General features: G+C 67.0%; 10 protein-coding genes. 2 read left to right on the top strand and 8 right to left on the bottom strand.

Annotated features, from left to right (window positions below; genetic code table 11):
• Nucleotides 1-25: 25 nt before the first annotated feature.
• On the top strand, nt 26-892 hold the full coding sequence (locus Q9R14_RS09685; RefSeq protein WP_306002221.1) for a Ku protein: 867 nt from the start codon (nt 26-28) through the stop codon (nt 890-892).
• On the opposite strand, the gene ligD is transcribed toward Q9R14_RS09685, so the two are convergent.
• From ligD to Q9R14_RS09715, 6 genes are all read right to left on the bottom strand, one after another.
• Nucleotides 889-3450, bottom strand: a complete 2562-nt coding sequence (ligD, locus tag Q9R14_RS09690) for a DNA ligase D (RefSeq protein WP_306002222.1) — start codon at nt 3448-3450, stop codon at nt 889-891. The genes Q9R14_RS09685 and ligD overlap by 4 nt on opposite strands.
• Before the next feature lie 34 nt (nt 3451-3484).
• The gene (locus Q9R14_RS09695; RefSeq protein WP_306002223.1) at nt 3485-4228 is read right to left on the bottom strand and encodes an extensin family protein; all 744 of its coding nucleotides are present in this window, start codon (nt 4226-4228) and stop codon (nt 3485-3487) included.
• A 56-nt stretch (nt 4229-4284) separates the two neighbouring features.
• Nucleotides 4285-4464 (bottom strand): DUF2256 domain-containing protein, encoded by a 180-nt coding sequence (locus Q9R14_RS09700; RefSeq protein WP_017504429.1) that lies wholly within the window; start codon nt 4462-4464, stop codon nt 4285-4287.
• 49 nt (nt 4465-4513) lie between these two features.
• Nucleotides 4514-6460 (bottom strand): RNA polymerase sigma factor RpoD, encoded by a 1947-nt coding sequence (rpoD, locus tag Q9R14_RS09705; RefSeq protein WP_066623858.1) that lies wholly within the window; start codon nt 6458-6460, stop codon nt 4514-4516.
• A gap of 74 nt (nt 6461-6534) precedes the next feature.
• Nucleotides 6535-8394, bottom strand: a complete 1860-nt coding sequence (dnaG, locus tag Q9R14_RS09710) for a DNA primase (protein WP_306002224.1) — start codon at nt 8392-8394, stop codon at nt 6535-6537.
• A 265-nt stretch (nt 8395-8659) separates the two neighbouring features.
• Nucleotides 8660-9496, bottom strand: a complete 837-nt coding sequence (locus Q9R14_RS09715; protein WP_306002225.1) for an LD-carboxypeptidase — start codon at nt 9494-9496, stop codon at nt 8660-8662.
• A 69-nt stretch (nt 9497-9565) separates the two neighbouring features.
• On the opposite strand from Q9R14_RS09715, the gene murC reads away from it, so the two are divergent.
• Nucleotides 9566-10975, top strand: coding sequence for a UDP-N-acetylmuramate--L-alanine ligase (gene murC / locus Q9R14_RS09720; protein WP_306002226.1), 1410 nt, complete (start codon nt 9566-9568; stop codon nt 10973-10975).
• A 26-nt stretch (nt 10976-11001) separates the two neighbouring features.
• Here murC and Q9R14_RS09725 read toward each other — a convergent pair whose 3' ends face one another.
• Together Q9R14_RS09725 and Q9R14_RS09730 are read right to left on the bottom strand one after the other, a co-directional pair.
• A complete protein-coding gene (locus Q9R14_RS09725) occupies nt 11002-12366 on the bottom strand; it encodes a sulfite reductase subunit alpha (RefSeq protein ID WP_306002227.1) in 1365 nt (454 codons plus the stop codon).
• A complete protein-coding gene (locus Q9R14_RS09730) occupies nt 12363-13469 on the bottom strand; it encodes an FAD:protein FMN transferase (RefSeq protein WP_306002228.1) in 1107 nt (368 codons plus the stop codon). Before Q9R14_RS09730 ends, Q9R14_RS09725 begins: the two co-directional genes overlap by 4 nt.
• Between the last annotated feature and the right edge of the window lie 5 nt (nt 13470-13474).

The raw sequence follows: 13474 nt of genomic DNA on the forward strand, positions 1-13474 counted from the left end.
TTGTCAGGGATCGAGGAGAACCGACATGGCCGCCCGCCCCACCTGGCAAGGACATCTGAAGCTGTCGCTGGTCACCTGTCCGGTGGCCCTCTACACGGCGACGACCAGCACAAACGACGTGCGGTTTCACCTGATCAATCCCGACACCAACAATCGCATTCGCATGGTGCCGACCGATCCGGATGCCGGGCCTGTCGAGCGCAGCGATCTGGTGCGCGGCTATGAGGTGTCCAAGGACGAATACGTCCTGTTCGACGACGCCGACTTCGACAAGGTGAAGCTGGAAAGCACCAAGACCATCTCGATCGACAAGTTCGTCGACGAGGACGAGATCGACCGGCTGTATTGGGACGATCCCTTCTTCGTGGTCCCGGAAAAAGGCGCGGGCGTCGAAGCCTTCGCCGTCATTCGCGACGCCATGAAGAAACAGGGCAAGGTGGCGCTGGGCCAGCTGGTCCTGCGCGGCAAGGAGCGTCAGCTGGCGCTGGAGGTTCGGGGCAAGGGGCTGATCGCCTACACCCTGCGCGCCCATGACGAGGTGCGCGATTCCGACGACTACTTCGACGACATTCCGACGGTGAAGGCCGATCCCGACATGGTCGAAATCGCCGCGCGCATCATCGGGCAGAAGGAGGCGGACTTCGACCCGACCGATTTCAAGGACGGCTACGACGACGCCCTGCGCGCGATGATCAAGGCCAAGTCCAAGGGCGGCAAGGGCGTAGTCGACGTCGCCGAACCCGACGACACCAATGTCATCGACCTGATGGCCGCATTGCGGAACAGCCTAAAAGGATCGGCGACGGGGACGAAGAAGCCTGCCGCCAAGAAGACCCCGGCAAAGAAGGCGGCGCCCAAGAAGACCGCAGCAAAGAAGAAGACTGCGGCCTAGACGCCCATCTTTTTCAGCGCCGATTTCAAACTGACCGCCGAGGCGCGGAAATCGGCCCAGGGGTCGGGCTTCTTCAGCAAGGCCGCATAGGTCCAAAGATTGAATGCGGCGGGATCCAGCCCGGCCTTCACCTGACGCCACGACAGCGGGAAGGCGATCCCCGCCCCCGGCCGTGCGCGCGGCGACCAGGGCGCGACCGCCGTCGCCATTCGTCCATTGCGCAGATAGTCGATGAAGATCTTTCCGCCCCTCGCCTTCTTGGCCAGGGTCGTGGTGAACCGGTCCGGCGCCTCGGCGCGGATGGCCTCGGCCACCGCCTTGGCGAAGGCCTTGTTCTGATCCCAGGTGACGCGCGAGCGGGCGTCGGCCTTGATCGGCGCCACGACGTGCAGCCCCTTGCCCCCGGTCGTCTTGACGAAGGCGGCCAGACCCAGCGCCTCGATCTTCGCCTTCACGAACTTGGACGCCGCGATGACGTCGGCGAAGTTCAACCCCTCGTCCGGATCCAGGTCGAAAGTGATCTGCTCAGGGATTTCCGGCTGGCCGGGCGCACAGCCCCAGGGGTGCAGTTCCAGCCCGCCTGACTGGGCGATGGCGACCAGGCCGCCCGCATCGACGGCGGCCACATAGGGCGTGCGCGCCTTGACGTCGATCAGCTTCAGCCGCGGGTTCGACCCCGCCATGGCGTGGCGTTGGAAGAAGGTCTCGCCGCCGATTCCCTCGGGCGCCCGGATGATCGAGGTCGGCCGGTCCGCCACATGGGGCAGGATCCGCTCAGCCGCCGCCTCGTAGTAGCGCGCCAGATCGGCCTTGGTGATCGCCGGCCGGTCGCCCACGGCGGGCCACAACACCTTGTCAGGGCTAGAGAGGGTCACGCCCGCCACGACCACCTTGCCGGGCTTTCCGGCTGGTCGCACCGTCGTCGTGGTCTTCTTCGCGTCGCCCATGTCCGTGGGCGGCTGCGGCGGCTCGGTGACCTCGGCGGCAGTCTTGTCTTCGCGCAAACCCTTGAACGCCGCCTGCCGCAGCGATCCGGATTCGGTATAACCGCCATGCTCGACCTCGACGACCAGCACCGGCTTGACCCAATGGATGTCCTTGGCCGCCTTGGGCGCGCCCGCCCCGGCGAAGGGCGATTTCTCCGCCGCCACGCCCTTCAGCGCCGGAACGAGCGTCTTCGTCACCGCCTCGCCATAGCCGGTCCCGACCCGGCCCAGATAGCGAAGGCCGCCCTTTTCCCTGACCCCGACCAGCAGAGAGCGGAACCGCGTGCCGCCCTCGGACGACCAGCCGCCGATCACCACTTCATCGCGACCCCGGCATTTGGACTTCAGCCAGGTCGATGACCGCCCGGCATGATAGGGCGCATCGAGCTTTTTGGAGATCACGCCTTCCAGATCCATCCGGCAGGCGCTCTCCAGGACCGCCTGCCCGGTCGAGGCGAAATGCTCGACGTAGCGCAGCCGCCCGGCGGCCGCCTTTCCGATCCTGTCCACATAGGCCTGCAGCCGCGCCTTGCGATGCGACAGCGGCAGTTTGCGCAGATCCTCCGCCCCCTCGAACAACAGGTCGAAGGCGAAATAGACCAACCTTTCCGTCTTCTCGTCCGAAATGGCGGCCTGCAACGCCCCGAAGTCCGGCATGTGATCGTCGTCCAGCGCGCACAGCTCGCCGTCGATCACGGCGTCTGGCCAGGTCGCCGCATCCGCCGTCAGGTCCGGGAACTTGTCGCTCCAGTCCAGACCCTTGCGCGTCCGCAAGACCGCCCGACCGCCGCCGACCCCGACCTGGATGCGATAGCCGTCGAACTTGATCTCGTGCGCCCAGCCCGTTCCGCCCGGCGGATGGTCGGCCACCTTGCACAGCTGGATCGGCACGAAGGCCGGGGGTTTTTTTGCCTTCGCCGCCGCTTTCGAGGGTTTGGGCTTGGCCGGACCTTTACGCCCCGTCGGCTTGGACGCCGTCCACTCCTTCATCCCATCCGCGATCTCGGCCAGCGACCGCCCGGTCGTCACAGAGGCGTCGATTTCGGCGAGCGCATCGCCCTCGCCCGCCACGGCGAAGTCGTCCTTCTCCTTCAGCAGCAGCCAGTTGTTGCGTTTGGACGGTTTGCCCCGATCGCTCTTCAACCGGATCAGCGCCCATTTGCCCTTCAGCCGCTCGCCGTGAAGGACCATCTTGATCTGACCCTTGGCCCAGGCCGCCTCCAGGTCCGGCTCCTGCGGCTCCCATGTCCCGACGTCCCACATCTGCACCGTGCCGGCGCCGTAGTTGCCGTCGGGAATCGTCCCCTCGAACGACCCGTAATCCAGCGGGTGATCCTCGACCTCGACCGCCAGCCGCTTGACCGCCGTGTCGCGCGACGGCGCCTTGGTCACGGCCCAGGATTTCAGCACCCCGTCCGCCTCGATGCGGAAATCATAGTGCAGCCGCGTCGCCGCATGGCGCTGGATCAGATAGCGGAAGCCGCCCTTGGCGCTCCTGGCCTTGGCGCCCTTCGGCTCGGGCGTTTCGCCGAACCGGCGCTTGGCCTGATAGGTCTTCAGTTCACCGCGCATAGGGGCGTAATCCGCCCCGCGCCAAAGCGTTGCCTCAGCGGCAGAAGCGCGTGCCGGTCGCCTCGAGGTGCAGGTGGTCGTAGTGGACGGCGTTGTAGTCGGGGCTGAGCGTCGTGCCGAAGATGCGGCAGGCGTCGTCGCGGATACGCTTCAGGAAGCGGGCCTCGGGCGTGTCGCCGTTCCAGTCCTTGGTCACGGTGATGCGCCGCCCGTCCCTCAGCCGCACCCCGGCGAAGTCCAGCGCCGCCGCCTGGGAATGGGCGCTGACGCGGTTGGAGCCCACGCCGTTGTTCACATTGCGACAGGCGTAGGCCCCCATGTGGTCGATCTGCACGACGTCCGATCCCAGGATCTCGCGCGCCGCCGGCTCCAGCGACTGACGACGCCAGATGCTCAGCGCCAGCGCGGTCTGGCAGGTCATCTCCACATCACCCGGCGCCATGCGCGCCACCGTCCCCAGGTCGGCGCCCAGCACCCCGCCTTGATGTAGGCCACAGGTCGCTGTGTTCTGGCGGTCCGGCACGGGGCTGAAGCGCACGCGCGCGGCGTTCAACTCGGCCAGGCAACGGCCCAGATCGCCGCCTTCGCGCACGACCAGGGCCTGGGTCCCGCCGTCGATCATCCGATCCACCAGCCCCCCAACCAGCGGCGCCTCGGTGCGCGACGGATAGGGCGATGGGGGGCGCAACGGCTCGGGCGGCCGCCGCACGCAGCCGCTGAGGATCAGCAGAACGCCGAGACCGATGAGAAAGGGGGAGACGCGCGATACGGAGAGCATGGTCGCGACGCTTAGCTGATTCCCGCCGCCGCCGTGGTCACGAGGCGGAGAGCCGCCTACCGGCGCTCTTCGGACGCCCCCTTGGCCCGGCACCGATCCGAACAGAACCGCACCTGATCCCAGTCCCGCGCCCACTTCTTGCGCCAGGCGAACGGCAGGCCGCAGGCGGCGCAGAGCTTTTGCGGCAGGTCGGACTTGGCCGGCGCCGTGCCGAGATTGACGTGCTTTCGGGCCATGTCGCCTGCCAAGAAAAAGGGCGGCCCGTCGGGGCCGCCCTTGGTCGTATCAGCTGTCCAGGAAGGACCGCAGTTTGCGCGACCGCGACGGGTGCTTCAGCTTGCGCAGCGCCTTGGCCTCGATCTGACGGATGCGTTCCCGGGTCACCGAGAATTGCTGGCCGACTTCTTCCAGCGTGTGGTCGGTGTTCATGCCGATGCCGAAACGCATCCGCAGCACCCGCTCCTCGCGCGGCGTCAGCGACGCCAGAACGCGGGTGGTGGTCTCGCGCAGGTTCGACTGGATGGCGGCGTCGATCGGCAGGACGGCGTTCTTGTCCTCGATGAAGTCGCCCAGGTGGCTGTCTTCCTCGTCCCCGATCGGGGTTTCCAGCGAGATCGGCTCCTTGGCGATCTTCAGGACCTTGCGCACCTTCTCCAGCGGCATGGCCAGCTTTTCGGCCAGTTCTTCCGGGGTCGGCTCGCGGCCGATCTCGTGCAGCATCTGGCGGCTGGTGCGGACGATCTTGTTGATCGTCTCGATCATGTGCACCGGGATGCGGATGGTGCGCGCCTGGTCGGCGATCGAGCGGGTGATCGCCTGACGGATCCACCAGGTCGCGTAGGTCGAGAACTTGTAGCCGCGGCGGTACTCGAACTTGTCGACCGCCTTCATCAGGCCGATGTTGCCCTCCTGGATCAGGTCCAGGAACTGCAGGCCGCGGTTGGTGTATTTCTTGGCGATGGAGATCACGAGGCGCAGGTTAGCCTCCACCATTTCCTTCTTGGCTTGCCGCGCTTCGCGTTCGCCCTTCTGCACCGTCTGGACGATGCGGCGATAGTCGTCGATCGGCAGGCCGGCTTCCAGCGCCACGGCGGCTACGTCGGAACGGATGGTCGCGATCTGGCTGGCTTCGTTCTCGCTGAACTTGGTCCAGCGCACGCCCTGATCCTTGATCCGGTCGGTCCAGGTGGGGTCGAGCTCCGAGCCGAAATAGGCCTTGAGGAACTCAGGCCGCGAAATGCCGTAACTGTCGGCCAGGCGCAGCAGGCGACCTTCCAGACCGATCAGGCGCTTGTTGATCGCATAGAGCTGCTCGACCAGCGCCTCGATGCGGTTGTTGTTCAGCTTCATGGTCTTCAGACGATCCGAGATGGACGTCGTCAGCGCCTGATAGGCCTTTTCATCCTTGGCGCTCAGCACCTCGCCCTTCAGGCGGGTCTGAACCAGCTTGTCCTGCAGGGCGCGGAAGGCGCCGAAGTCGGCGGCGATAGCGTTCAGGACGTCCATCACCCCGTCGCGCAGTTCGGCTTCCAGCGCCGAGATCGACATGCCGCCGCCATCATCGAAGTCGTCATCGTCGTCGTCGTCGGACTCAGGCTTGTCCTCGGCGGCCGGCTTGTCTTCGGCCTCGTCTTCCTCTTCACCTTCAGGCTGGGCGGCGCCCGGCAGCGACGAAGGGTTCAGAACGCCATAGGTGGCGTCCAGGTCGATGACCTCGCGCAGCAGGATGCGGTTGTTTTCCAGCTCGTCGCGCCACACCATGATGGCCTCGAAGGTCAGGGCGCTTTCGCACAGACCCGAGATCATGGCGTCGCGGCCGGCCTCGATCCGCTTGGCAATGGCGATTTCGCCTTCGCGGCTCAAGAGTTCGACCGAACCCATCTCGCGCAGATACATGCGCACGGGGTCGTCGGTGCGGTCGTAGGCCGACTTGGCGGGCGTTTCGGCGACGGCGGTGCCGGCGGCGGCGGCGACGTCGGTGGACTGCTGCTCCTGCGCGTCCTCTTCGGCCTCCACCACGTTGACGCCCATTTCGGACAGCATCGCCAGGGTGTCTTCAATGGCGTCGGGCGTGACTTCTTCGGACGGGAGGACCTTGTTCAGCTCCTCCATCGTCACATAGCCGCGCGCCTTGGCTTGCTTGATGAACTTCTTGACGCCGGCGTCCGTCAGATCGAGCAGGGGCCCATCGGTCGAAACCTCGGTGTCCTGCGTCTCGGTCTGTGCGTTCATAGTCAGTCTGTCTCCAGCCGAGAGGGTGATCAGTCCGCCCCGGCGAAAAATACAATGCTTGGCGTGCCGTAAGGTTACGTGCCCGCGCTGTCTTCCCAAATCGTCCCGGCTTTGATCGCACGGCGAAGCGCATCCCGCTCAGCCTTCAGCCGGCGGAACGCCTCATCCTGCCCAGGCACATCACGTGCATGGGCCAAGGCGTCCTCCAACGCGGCGACCCGCGTCGAAGCGTCGAACGCCTGCGACCATCGGACCCTTGCCTCGGCGAGGGGCGCATTTGCGGCCAGGAATGGCGCGCCGGACTTTGCCGCCGCCTTCTCGACCTCGCGCACTAAGGCATCATGACCCGATTGCGCCAGATGGCGTCGCAGGGCGGCGGAGTCAAGGCTATGTCCCGACAGACGCAGGCGAACCAGCTCCTGCGCCAGTCCATCCAGCCCCTTGTCGCCAAATCCGTGGGCGGCGATTTCCTCCAGATGGTCGTCCATACGTTCGGGGTCGTCGATGGCGCCGTGGGCCAGTGCGGCCGGCACGGGCTCGATGGCGCGAAACAGTGACTGCATCGCCTGGGCGCCCTCCGCCGTCTGACCCAGTTTGGGCGGCGGGCCGAAACCGCGCCTGCCCTGCCCCGGCGTCCAGGGCGCGCGTTGGGGGCTGCGCGGGAACAGGGCGTCGAAACGGTCGAACAGGTCGCGGCGGTATTGTTCGGCCAGATCCTTGTCCTGGATGGCCGAGGCGGTGTTCCTCAGCCGCGCCTTGAAGCCGGCTTTGCGCTCCGGCGTATCCAGCGGCTCCAGATCCTGTTCGCGGCGGAACAGCACTTCGGCGAACCCATGGGTCTCGGCCAGGGCCTGACGCAGCGCGGGCGCGCCCTTGTCGCGCAGAATGTCGTCGGGGTCCTGACCGGCCCCAAGCAGCGCAAATCGAAACGAGCGCCCTGGCTTGAGCAGCGGCAGCGAGCGTTCGATGGCGCGATAGGCGGCGCGCAGTCCGGCCGCATCGCCGTCGAAGCACAGGATCGGCTCGTGCGACACACGCCACAGCCGTTCCATCTGCTCCTCGGTCAGGGCCGTGCCCATCGGCGCCACGGCCGGCAGGCCTGCCCGCTGGCAGGCGATGACGTCCATATACCCTTCGACCACGATGATGGCCTGGTCGTTCTTGGATTCCGCGCCCAGGATCCGCCGCGCCTCGGGCAGGCCGTAGAGGGTCGCGCCCTTGTGGAAGAGCGGGCTTTCCGGGCCGTTCAGATATTTCGCCCGGTCGTCGGGGTTCATGGCCCGGCCGCCGAAGCTGACGATCCGGCCGCGCGCATCCAGGATCGGGAACATCAGCCGGTCGCGGAAGCGATCATAGGGCTGGCCGCCGCTTTCGGGCGAGATCAGCAGCCCGGCCTCGACCAATTCGGCGGGCTTGGCGCCGCGCTGGACCAAGGCCTGCTTCAGCCCCTCGCGGTCGTTGGGCGCATAGCCCAGCCCGAACCGCTCCCACTGATCCTCGGGCAGACCGCGCTTGTCCAGATATTCGCGCGCCGCCTTGCCCGGCGTGCGGCGCAGGTTTGCGGCGAACCATTTCTGGGCCAGTTCCATCCAGTCCGACAGGCCCGCCCGCTTCTGCTCGCGCTCAGCCTCCCTGGGGTCTTCGGCCGGAAGCTGCATCCCCGCCTCGCCCGCCAGGCGCTGCACCGCCTCGACGAAGCTGAGCCGCTCAGTCTCCTGCAGGAAGGAGATGATGTCGCCATGCTTGCCGGACGAGAAGTCGTGGAAGAAGCCCTTGTCGTCGTTGACGAAGAAGGACGGCGACTTCTCCTTGGAGAAGGGCGACAGCCCGACATATTCGCGGCCCTGACGTTTCAGCTTCACCGTCCGCCCGATCACGTCGGACGGCCGAAGGCGGGCCTTCAGTTCATCAATGAATCTCTCGTCGAAACGCACCCGCGATCCTTAAGCCCAGCGGCTCTTCACGTCGATGATCAGGAAGACGATCAGGCGGCTCGTCCGGGCATCCCCCGATATCCGAACGAACCGCCGCATCGCAGAAGGCGCAAACCGCAGCGTCCCCCAACGCCTTGGCTAACGAAGTCCTAACGCCTCGCGGACCGGCATCTGAAGTCAGGACCGGCGTTCTGTCGAGAGGCGGGCAACTCCGCCATAGCGAATAGAGGCGAGACTGTGTCCTTTTCGTCGCGCGTCGTTCGCCTTACGGGCGACCGAAGGGGACGACCTTGTTGGCGGCGTCATGCCCGATATCGGCGCTTCCCAGAAAGGGTATGCCCGATCGCAAGCACCAGTATCGAACGATTTCCTCCGGAGTCTGACCGAAATCGGGATCATTTGGCGTGACGTCCGAGACCCGTCCCAGGCGAATCCCAGCCACACGACGGATGCTGGCTTGGCTGGTCAAGTGAAACATCATCCTGTCGATCCGGTAGGCGGCCTCGGACACCTCCTCCAACATCAGGACGTGGTCGGACAGATCGGGCTCCAGCGGCGTGCCGGTCAGTTCGTTCAGGATGGTCAGGTTGAAGGCAACGGCCGCGCGCGGATCGGTCGCCAGCGACGGCTCGATCCAGTCGGTGCATCCCGTGGTCAGCCAGGACAGGGCGCCCCGCGCGGTCGCGTCGTCGCGCACCGAATCCGAGGCCATCGGTCCGTGCGCCAGATGCTTGAACCCGGCCTTGTACATTCCGGCCAACAGGCTGCCGGCGTCGGAATAGCCCATGTAGCGCTTCTTGCGGGCGACCGCGTCAAGGCGCGGGATCACCGCATCGGCGATGCGACAGGAGCCGTATCCGCCACGTGCGAACCAGATGGCGTCGATGCGGGGATCGTTGGCGAACTCCACGAAGGCGTCGGCGCGCGCCCGGTCATCGCCGGCGAAATGGCCGTGTTTCAAAAAACAGGCGGGGTGGAAGACGACGGCGACATCGCGGTCGGGATGGTTGTGCGCCATCCAGGCCTCGACCGCCTCGGCACGTTCTTTCGAGAAGCGCGAACTGGCGCAGACGACGCCGATCTTGAAGCTATTGGTGTCCACGTCGGTCTTCTTCGTCGTTTTTGCGATCCCCTACTGGCGGACCGGCCCGATCCCCTGTTCTAAGGGGGCATGAACCAAGACGCCTCCTATTTCTTCTGCGGCATCGGCGGGTCGGGCATGCTGCCCCTGGCCATGATCGTCCAGGCGCGCGGCGCCGTGATCGAAGGGTCGGACCGGGCGCTGGATCAGGGCCGCACGCCCGAGAAGTTCGACTGGCTGCGCGCCCACGGCGTGACCCTGCACCCCCAGGATGGATCGGGTGTGACCCGCGCGGATCAGACCGTCATCGCCACCGGCGCCATCGAGGAGACGGTGCCCGACATCGGCGCGGCTAGGCGCGCGGGCGCAACCATCAAGACCCGGCCCGAACTGCTCAGCGAACTTTTCAACGCCGCCTCGACCTCGGTCGGGGTTGCGGGCACCAGCGGCAAGTCCACCATCACCGGCATGATCGCCTGGATCCTGCATCAGACAGGCCGCGAGCCGACCGTGATGAACGGCGCGGTGATGAAGAACTTCGCCGACGCCGACCATCCGTTCGCCAGCGCCCTGATCGGCGGGCCGGACCTGTTCGTGTCCGAGGTGGATGAAAGCGACGGCTCCATCGCCCACTACGATCCGACGGTGGCGGTGGTGTCCAACATCTCGCTGGACCACAAGTCGATGGAGGAGTTGCGCGACCTGTTCGGGGGCTTCACCGCGCGGGCGACGACGGCCGTGCTGAACCTGGACAATCCCGAGACGGCGGCCCTGGCCCAGGAATTGGCCCAGACCCTGCCTGAAGGCAAGGCGATCACCTTCGGCCTGGGCGAAGAGAAGGCCGACCTATCCGCCCATGATCTTCAGCCCTTGCCGACGGGCATGCGGTTCCGGCTGATCGAGGGCTGGAGCGAACACGACGTGGTGCTGAACGTGCCCGGCGCGCACAATGTCGCCAACGCCCTGGCCGCGCTGGGTGCGACCCGGGCGCTGGGCGTGCCGACCAGCGAGGCGGTCAAGGCGCTGGAAACCTTCGCCGGCATCCGTCGCCGGATGGAGGTGGTCGGAGCGGCCGACGACATCACCGTCATCGACGACTTCGCGCATAACCCGGACAAGATCGCCGCCACGCTGAAGACCCTGCACGCCTTCGACGGGCGGCTGCTGATCCTGTTTCAGCCGCATGGGTTCGGCCCGCTGAAGCTGATGAAATCGGAGTTCATCGACGGTTTCGCCGGCCTGATGCGCCAGGACGACGTGCTGCTGATGCCCGAGCCGGTCTATTACGGCGGCACCACCGACCGCAGCGTGGGATCGGAAGACATCGCGTCCGGCGTCCGCGCCGCCGGCCGTCGGGCTGAGGCGCTGGCGACGCGCGCCGACTGCGGCGACCGGATCGTGGCGATCGCCAAGCCGGGCGACCGGATCATCGTCATGGGCGCGCGCGACGACACCCTGTCGACCTTCGCGGCGGAACTGTTGGGCCGGTTGGGTCAATAATCCTCCCCCAACGGAGGAGTATTGGTTCAGTACACGTCACGGCGATAGCGCCCGTCTTCCAGCAGGGTCAGCACCACGTCCGCGCCCAACGCGCTTTCCAGCGCGGCATGGACGCCTTGCGACATGCCTTCCAGACTGCCGCAGACATAGACCGCCGCGCCGCGCGCGACCCAGGTACGCAGTTCGTCGGCTGCAGCCGCGACCAGATCCTGAACATACCGACCGTCACCCGTATCGCGCGAGAAGGAGCGATCCAGCCGCCTCAGCACGCCCGACGCCAGCCAGGCCTGCAACTCCGCATCGAAGAAGGCGTCGTGCGCCTGGGTGCGTTCTCCGAACATCAGCCAGGCCCCGCGCGCCGCCGTCCGCGCTTTCAGATGCGCCCGTAAGCCGGCGATGCCCGTGCCGTTGCCGATCAGGACCATCGGCGTCTCGTCCGCCGGGCCGTGGAAGCTGCGGTTGGTGCGCAGGCGCATTCCAACCTGATCGCCCAGCGACAGATCCTGCGTCAGCCAGCCCGACGCCAGACCCGGCGCGCCGTCGGGATGGCGCATCAGGCGGATCAGAAACTCGACCCGGCCGTCCGACGGCAGGGAGGCGATGGAATATTCGCGCGAGCCGGGCGTGACGCCGTCGCGTTCCGGCAGGCCGACCTCGGCGATGTCGCCGGCCGACCAGTCGGGCGTCGCGCCCACGGCCTCGAACGTCAGATGCCAGGCCTCTCCGCCCGGACTGCCGGGGTTGACCAGTGTCCGTTCGACCAGCCACCAGGGGTCGTAGGCAGGCGGTGTCCAGTCTGGAGCCGTCACGCTGCCGGTGATCTGGTTCAACTGGTGCTGCCAGTGGCGGATGGCGCCGGCCTCGCCGTTGTCGACCTCGACCATGTCGAACAGGGGCTCGGCGCCCGCGCGTCGCAGCCAGCCGTCCACCGCATGGCCGAAGCCGCAGAACTGATCATAGCTGCGGTCGCCCAGCGCCAGCAGACCGAAACGCAGTTCCGACAGGTCCGTCGGCTCGCCCATGACCTTACGCACGAACCGAGCGGCGCTGTCGGGCGGATCGCCCTCGCCCGTCGTGGAGACGATCAGCAGCACCCGGTCCGTCGCCTTCAGCGCCTGCACGCCCAGATCGGCGAAGGACAGCACCCGCGCACCCACGCCGCCATCGCCCAGAGACCGCGCCGTCATACACGCCAGTTCCTCAGCGAAGCCCGTCTGGCTGGCGAAGGCGATCAGCAGCGGCCGTCCCTCGCCTGCTCCGGCGAGGGCGTCAGATCGCGCACGCGCCGCCGCCCTGGCCCTGCGTTCACGCCAGACGATGACGGCGATCAGGGCCAGCCAAAGCGCCAAGGCCCCGACCGCCCACAGCCAGCGCTGCGGATCGGCTGTCACCCCGGACGATTTCCGTCGTCGTCAAGCAGGGCGGCGAAGGCCGGCGACATCCGCTCGACCGGACCGCGCTCGGTACGCTCGACGAAATGGGCCATCAGACCCACGGCCTCGGCGTAGTCCGGTCCGTCAAACGGCCCCATGACGGTCAGGGCCGTGGCGTAGGCGTCGGCCATCATGGCCGAGGCGTGCAGGACGGTGACCGAACTCAGATTATTGCTGACCGGCCGACCGGTCGATCCGTCGATGGTGTGAGGATAAAGGCGCCCGTCATGGCGGAATGCGCGACGATAATCGCCGCTGGTCGCCACGGCGAGATCGAACAGGGCCGCCACGGTGTGGGGCGCAGGCGAACCCTCGACCCGCTCGATCTCGACCCACCAGGGCTGGGCGTCCGGCTTGACGCCGCGTCCTTTCAACTCGCCGCCGATCTCGATCAGGTGCGAGGTCGCGCCCATGGCCATCAGGCGGTCGGACACGCGGTCCACCGCATGACCCTTGGCGATGCCGGAGAAGTCCAGCTTCATCCCGCCCATCTGCATGACCGCGCGCGCCTCGCCGTTCAGCCGCAGCTTTTGCCAGCCCGAAACGGCCGCAGCCGCCGCAATCTCGTCTTCGGACGGGACGGGCAGCAGAGCCGAGCGCGGTCCGGGCGGGCCGAACCCCCACAGATCGACCAAGGCGCCAAGGGTCGGATCGACGGCGCCGTTGGTCTCGTCGCCCAGTGTCATCGCCGCATTCAGCAGATCCCAGAACGGCTGGGACACCGCCCAGACGCCGGCCGGCGCGGTGTTGAAGCGGCTGATTTCGCTGGACGGCTCCCACGGGCTGAACAGACCGACGACGGTCGCCAGTTCCTCTTCGATCGCCGCTTGGATCTCGGCCTCGCCCACGACTGGCGGAGCGATGACGCGCGCGGTCCAGGTCGTGCCCATGGTCTGGCCGCCCAGCGGGCGGATCAGGTCGCTGGGCGGACGGGGCGGCGCGCCTTCGATTGCGGGCACGAGGACGCGATTGTCGGCGCGGTCGCCCAGAGGGGCGGGATCGCCGATATTGACCGTGGGCGGGGCGGCGCGTGAACCGCGCGAGGGGGGGATGTCGGACATGGCCC

The organism is Brevundimonas sp. C43, from assembly GCF_030732185.1.
Taxonomy (GTDB): Bacteria; Pseudomonadota; Alphaproteobacteria; order Caulobacterales; family Caulobacteraceae; genus Brevundimonas; species Brevundimonas diminuta_C.

Excerpts from the sequence above, each read along its gene's own strand:
- Q9R14_RS09685 (WP_306002221.1), top strand. The coding sequence starts at position 26 with ATGGCCGCCCGCCCCACCTGGCAAGGACATCTGAAGCTGTCGCTGGTC.
- ligD (WP_306002222.1), bottom strand. The coding sequence starts at position 3,450 with ATGCGCGGTGAACTGAAGACCTATCAGGCCAAGCGCCGGTTCGGCGAA.
- Q9R14_RS09695 (WP_306002223.1), bottom strand. The coding sequence starts at position 4,228 with ATGCTCTCCGTATCGCGCGTCTCCCCCTTTCTCATCGGTCTCGGCGTT.
- Q9R14_RS09700 (WP_017504429.1), bottom strand. The coding sequence starts at position 4,464 with ATGGCCCGAAAGCACGTCAATCTCGGCACGGCGCCGGCCAAGTCCGAC.
- rpoD (WP_066623858.1), bottom strand. The coding sequence starts at position 6,460 with ATGAACGCACAGACCGAGACGCAGGACACCGAGGTTTCGACCGATGGG.
- murC (WP_306002226.1), top strand. The coding sequence starts at position 9,566 with ATGAACCAAGACGCCTCCTATTTCTTCTGCGGCATCGGCGGGTCGGGC.
- Q9R14_RS09730 (WP_306002228.1), bottom strand. The coding sequence starts at position 13,469 with ATGTCCGACATCCCCCCCTCGCGCGGTTCACGCGCCGCCCCGCCCACG.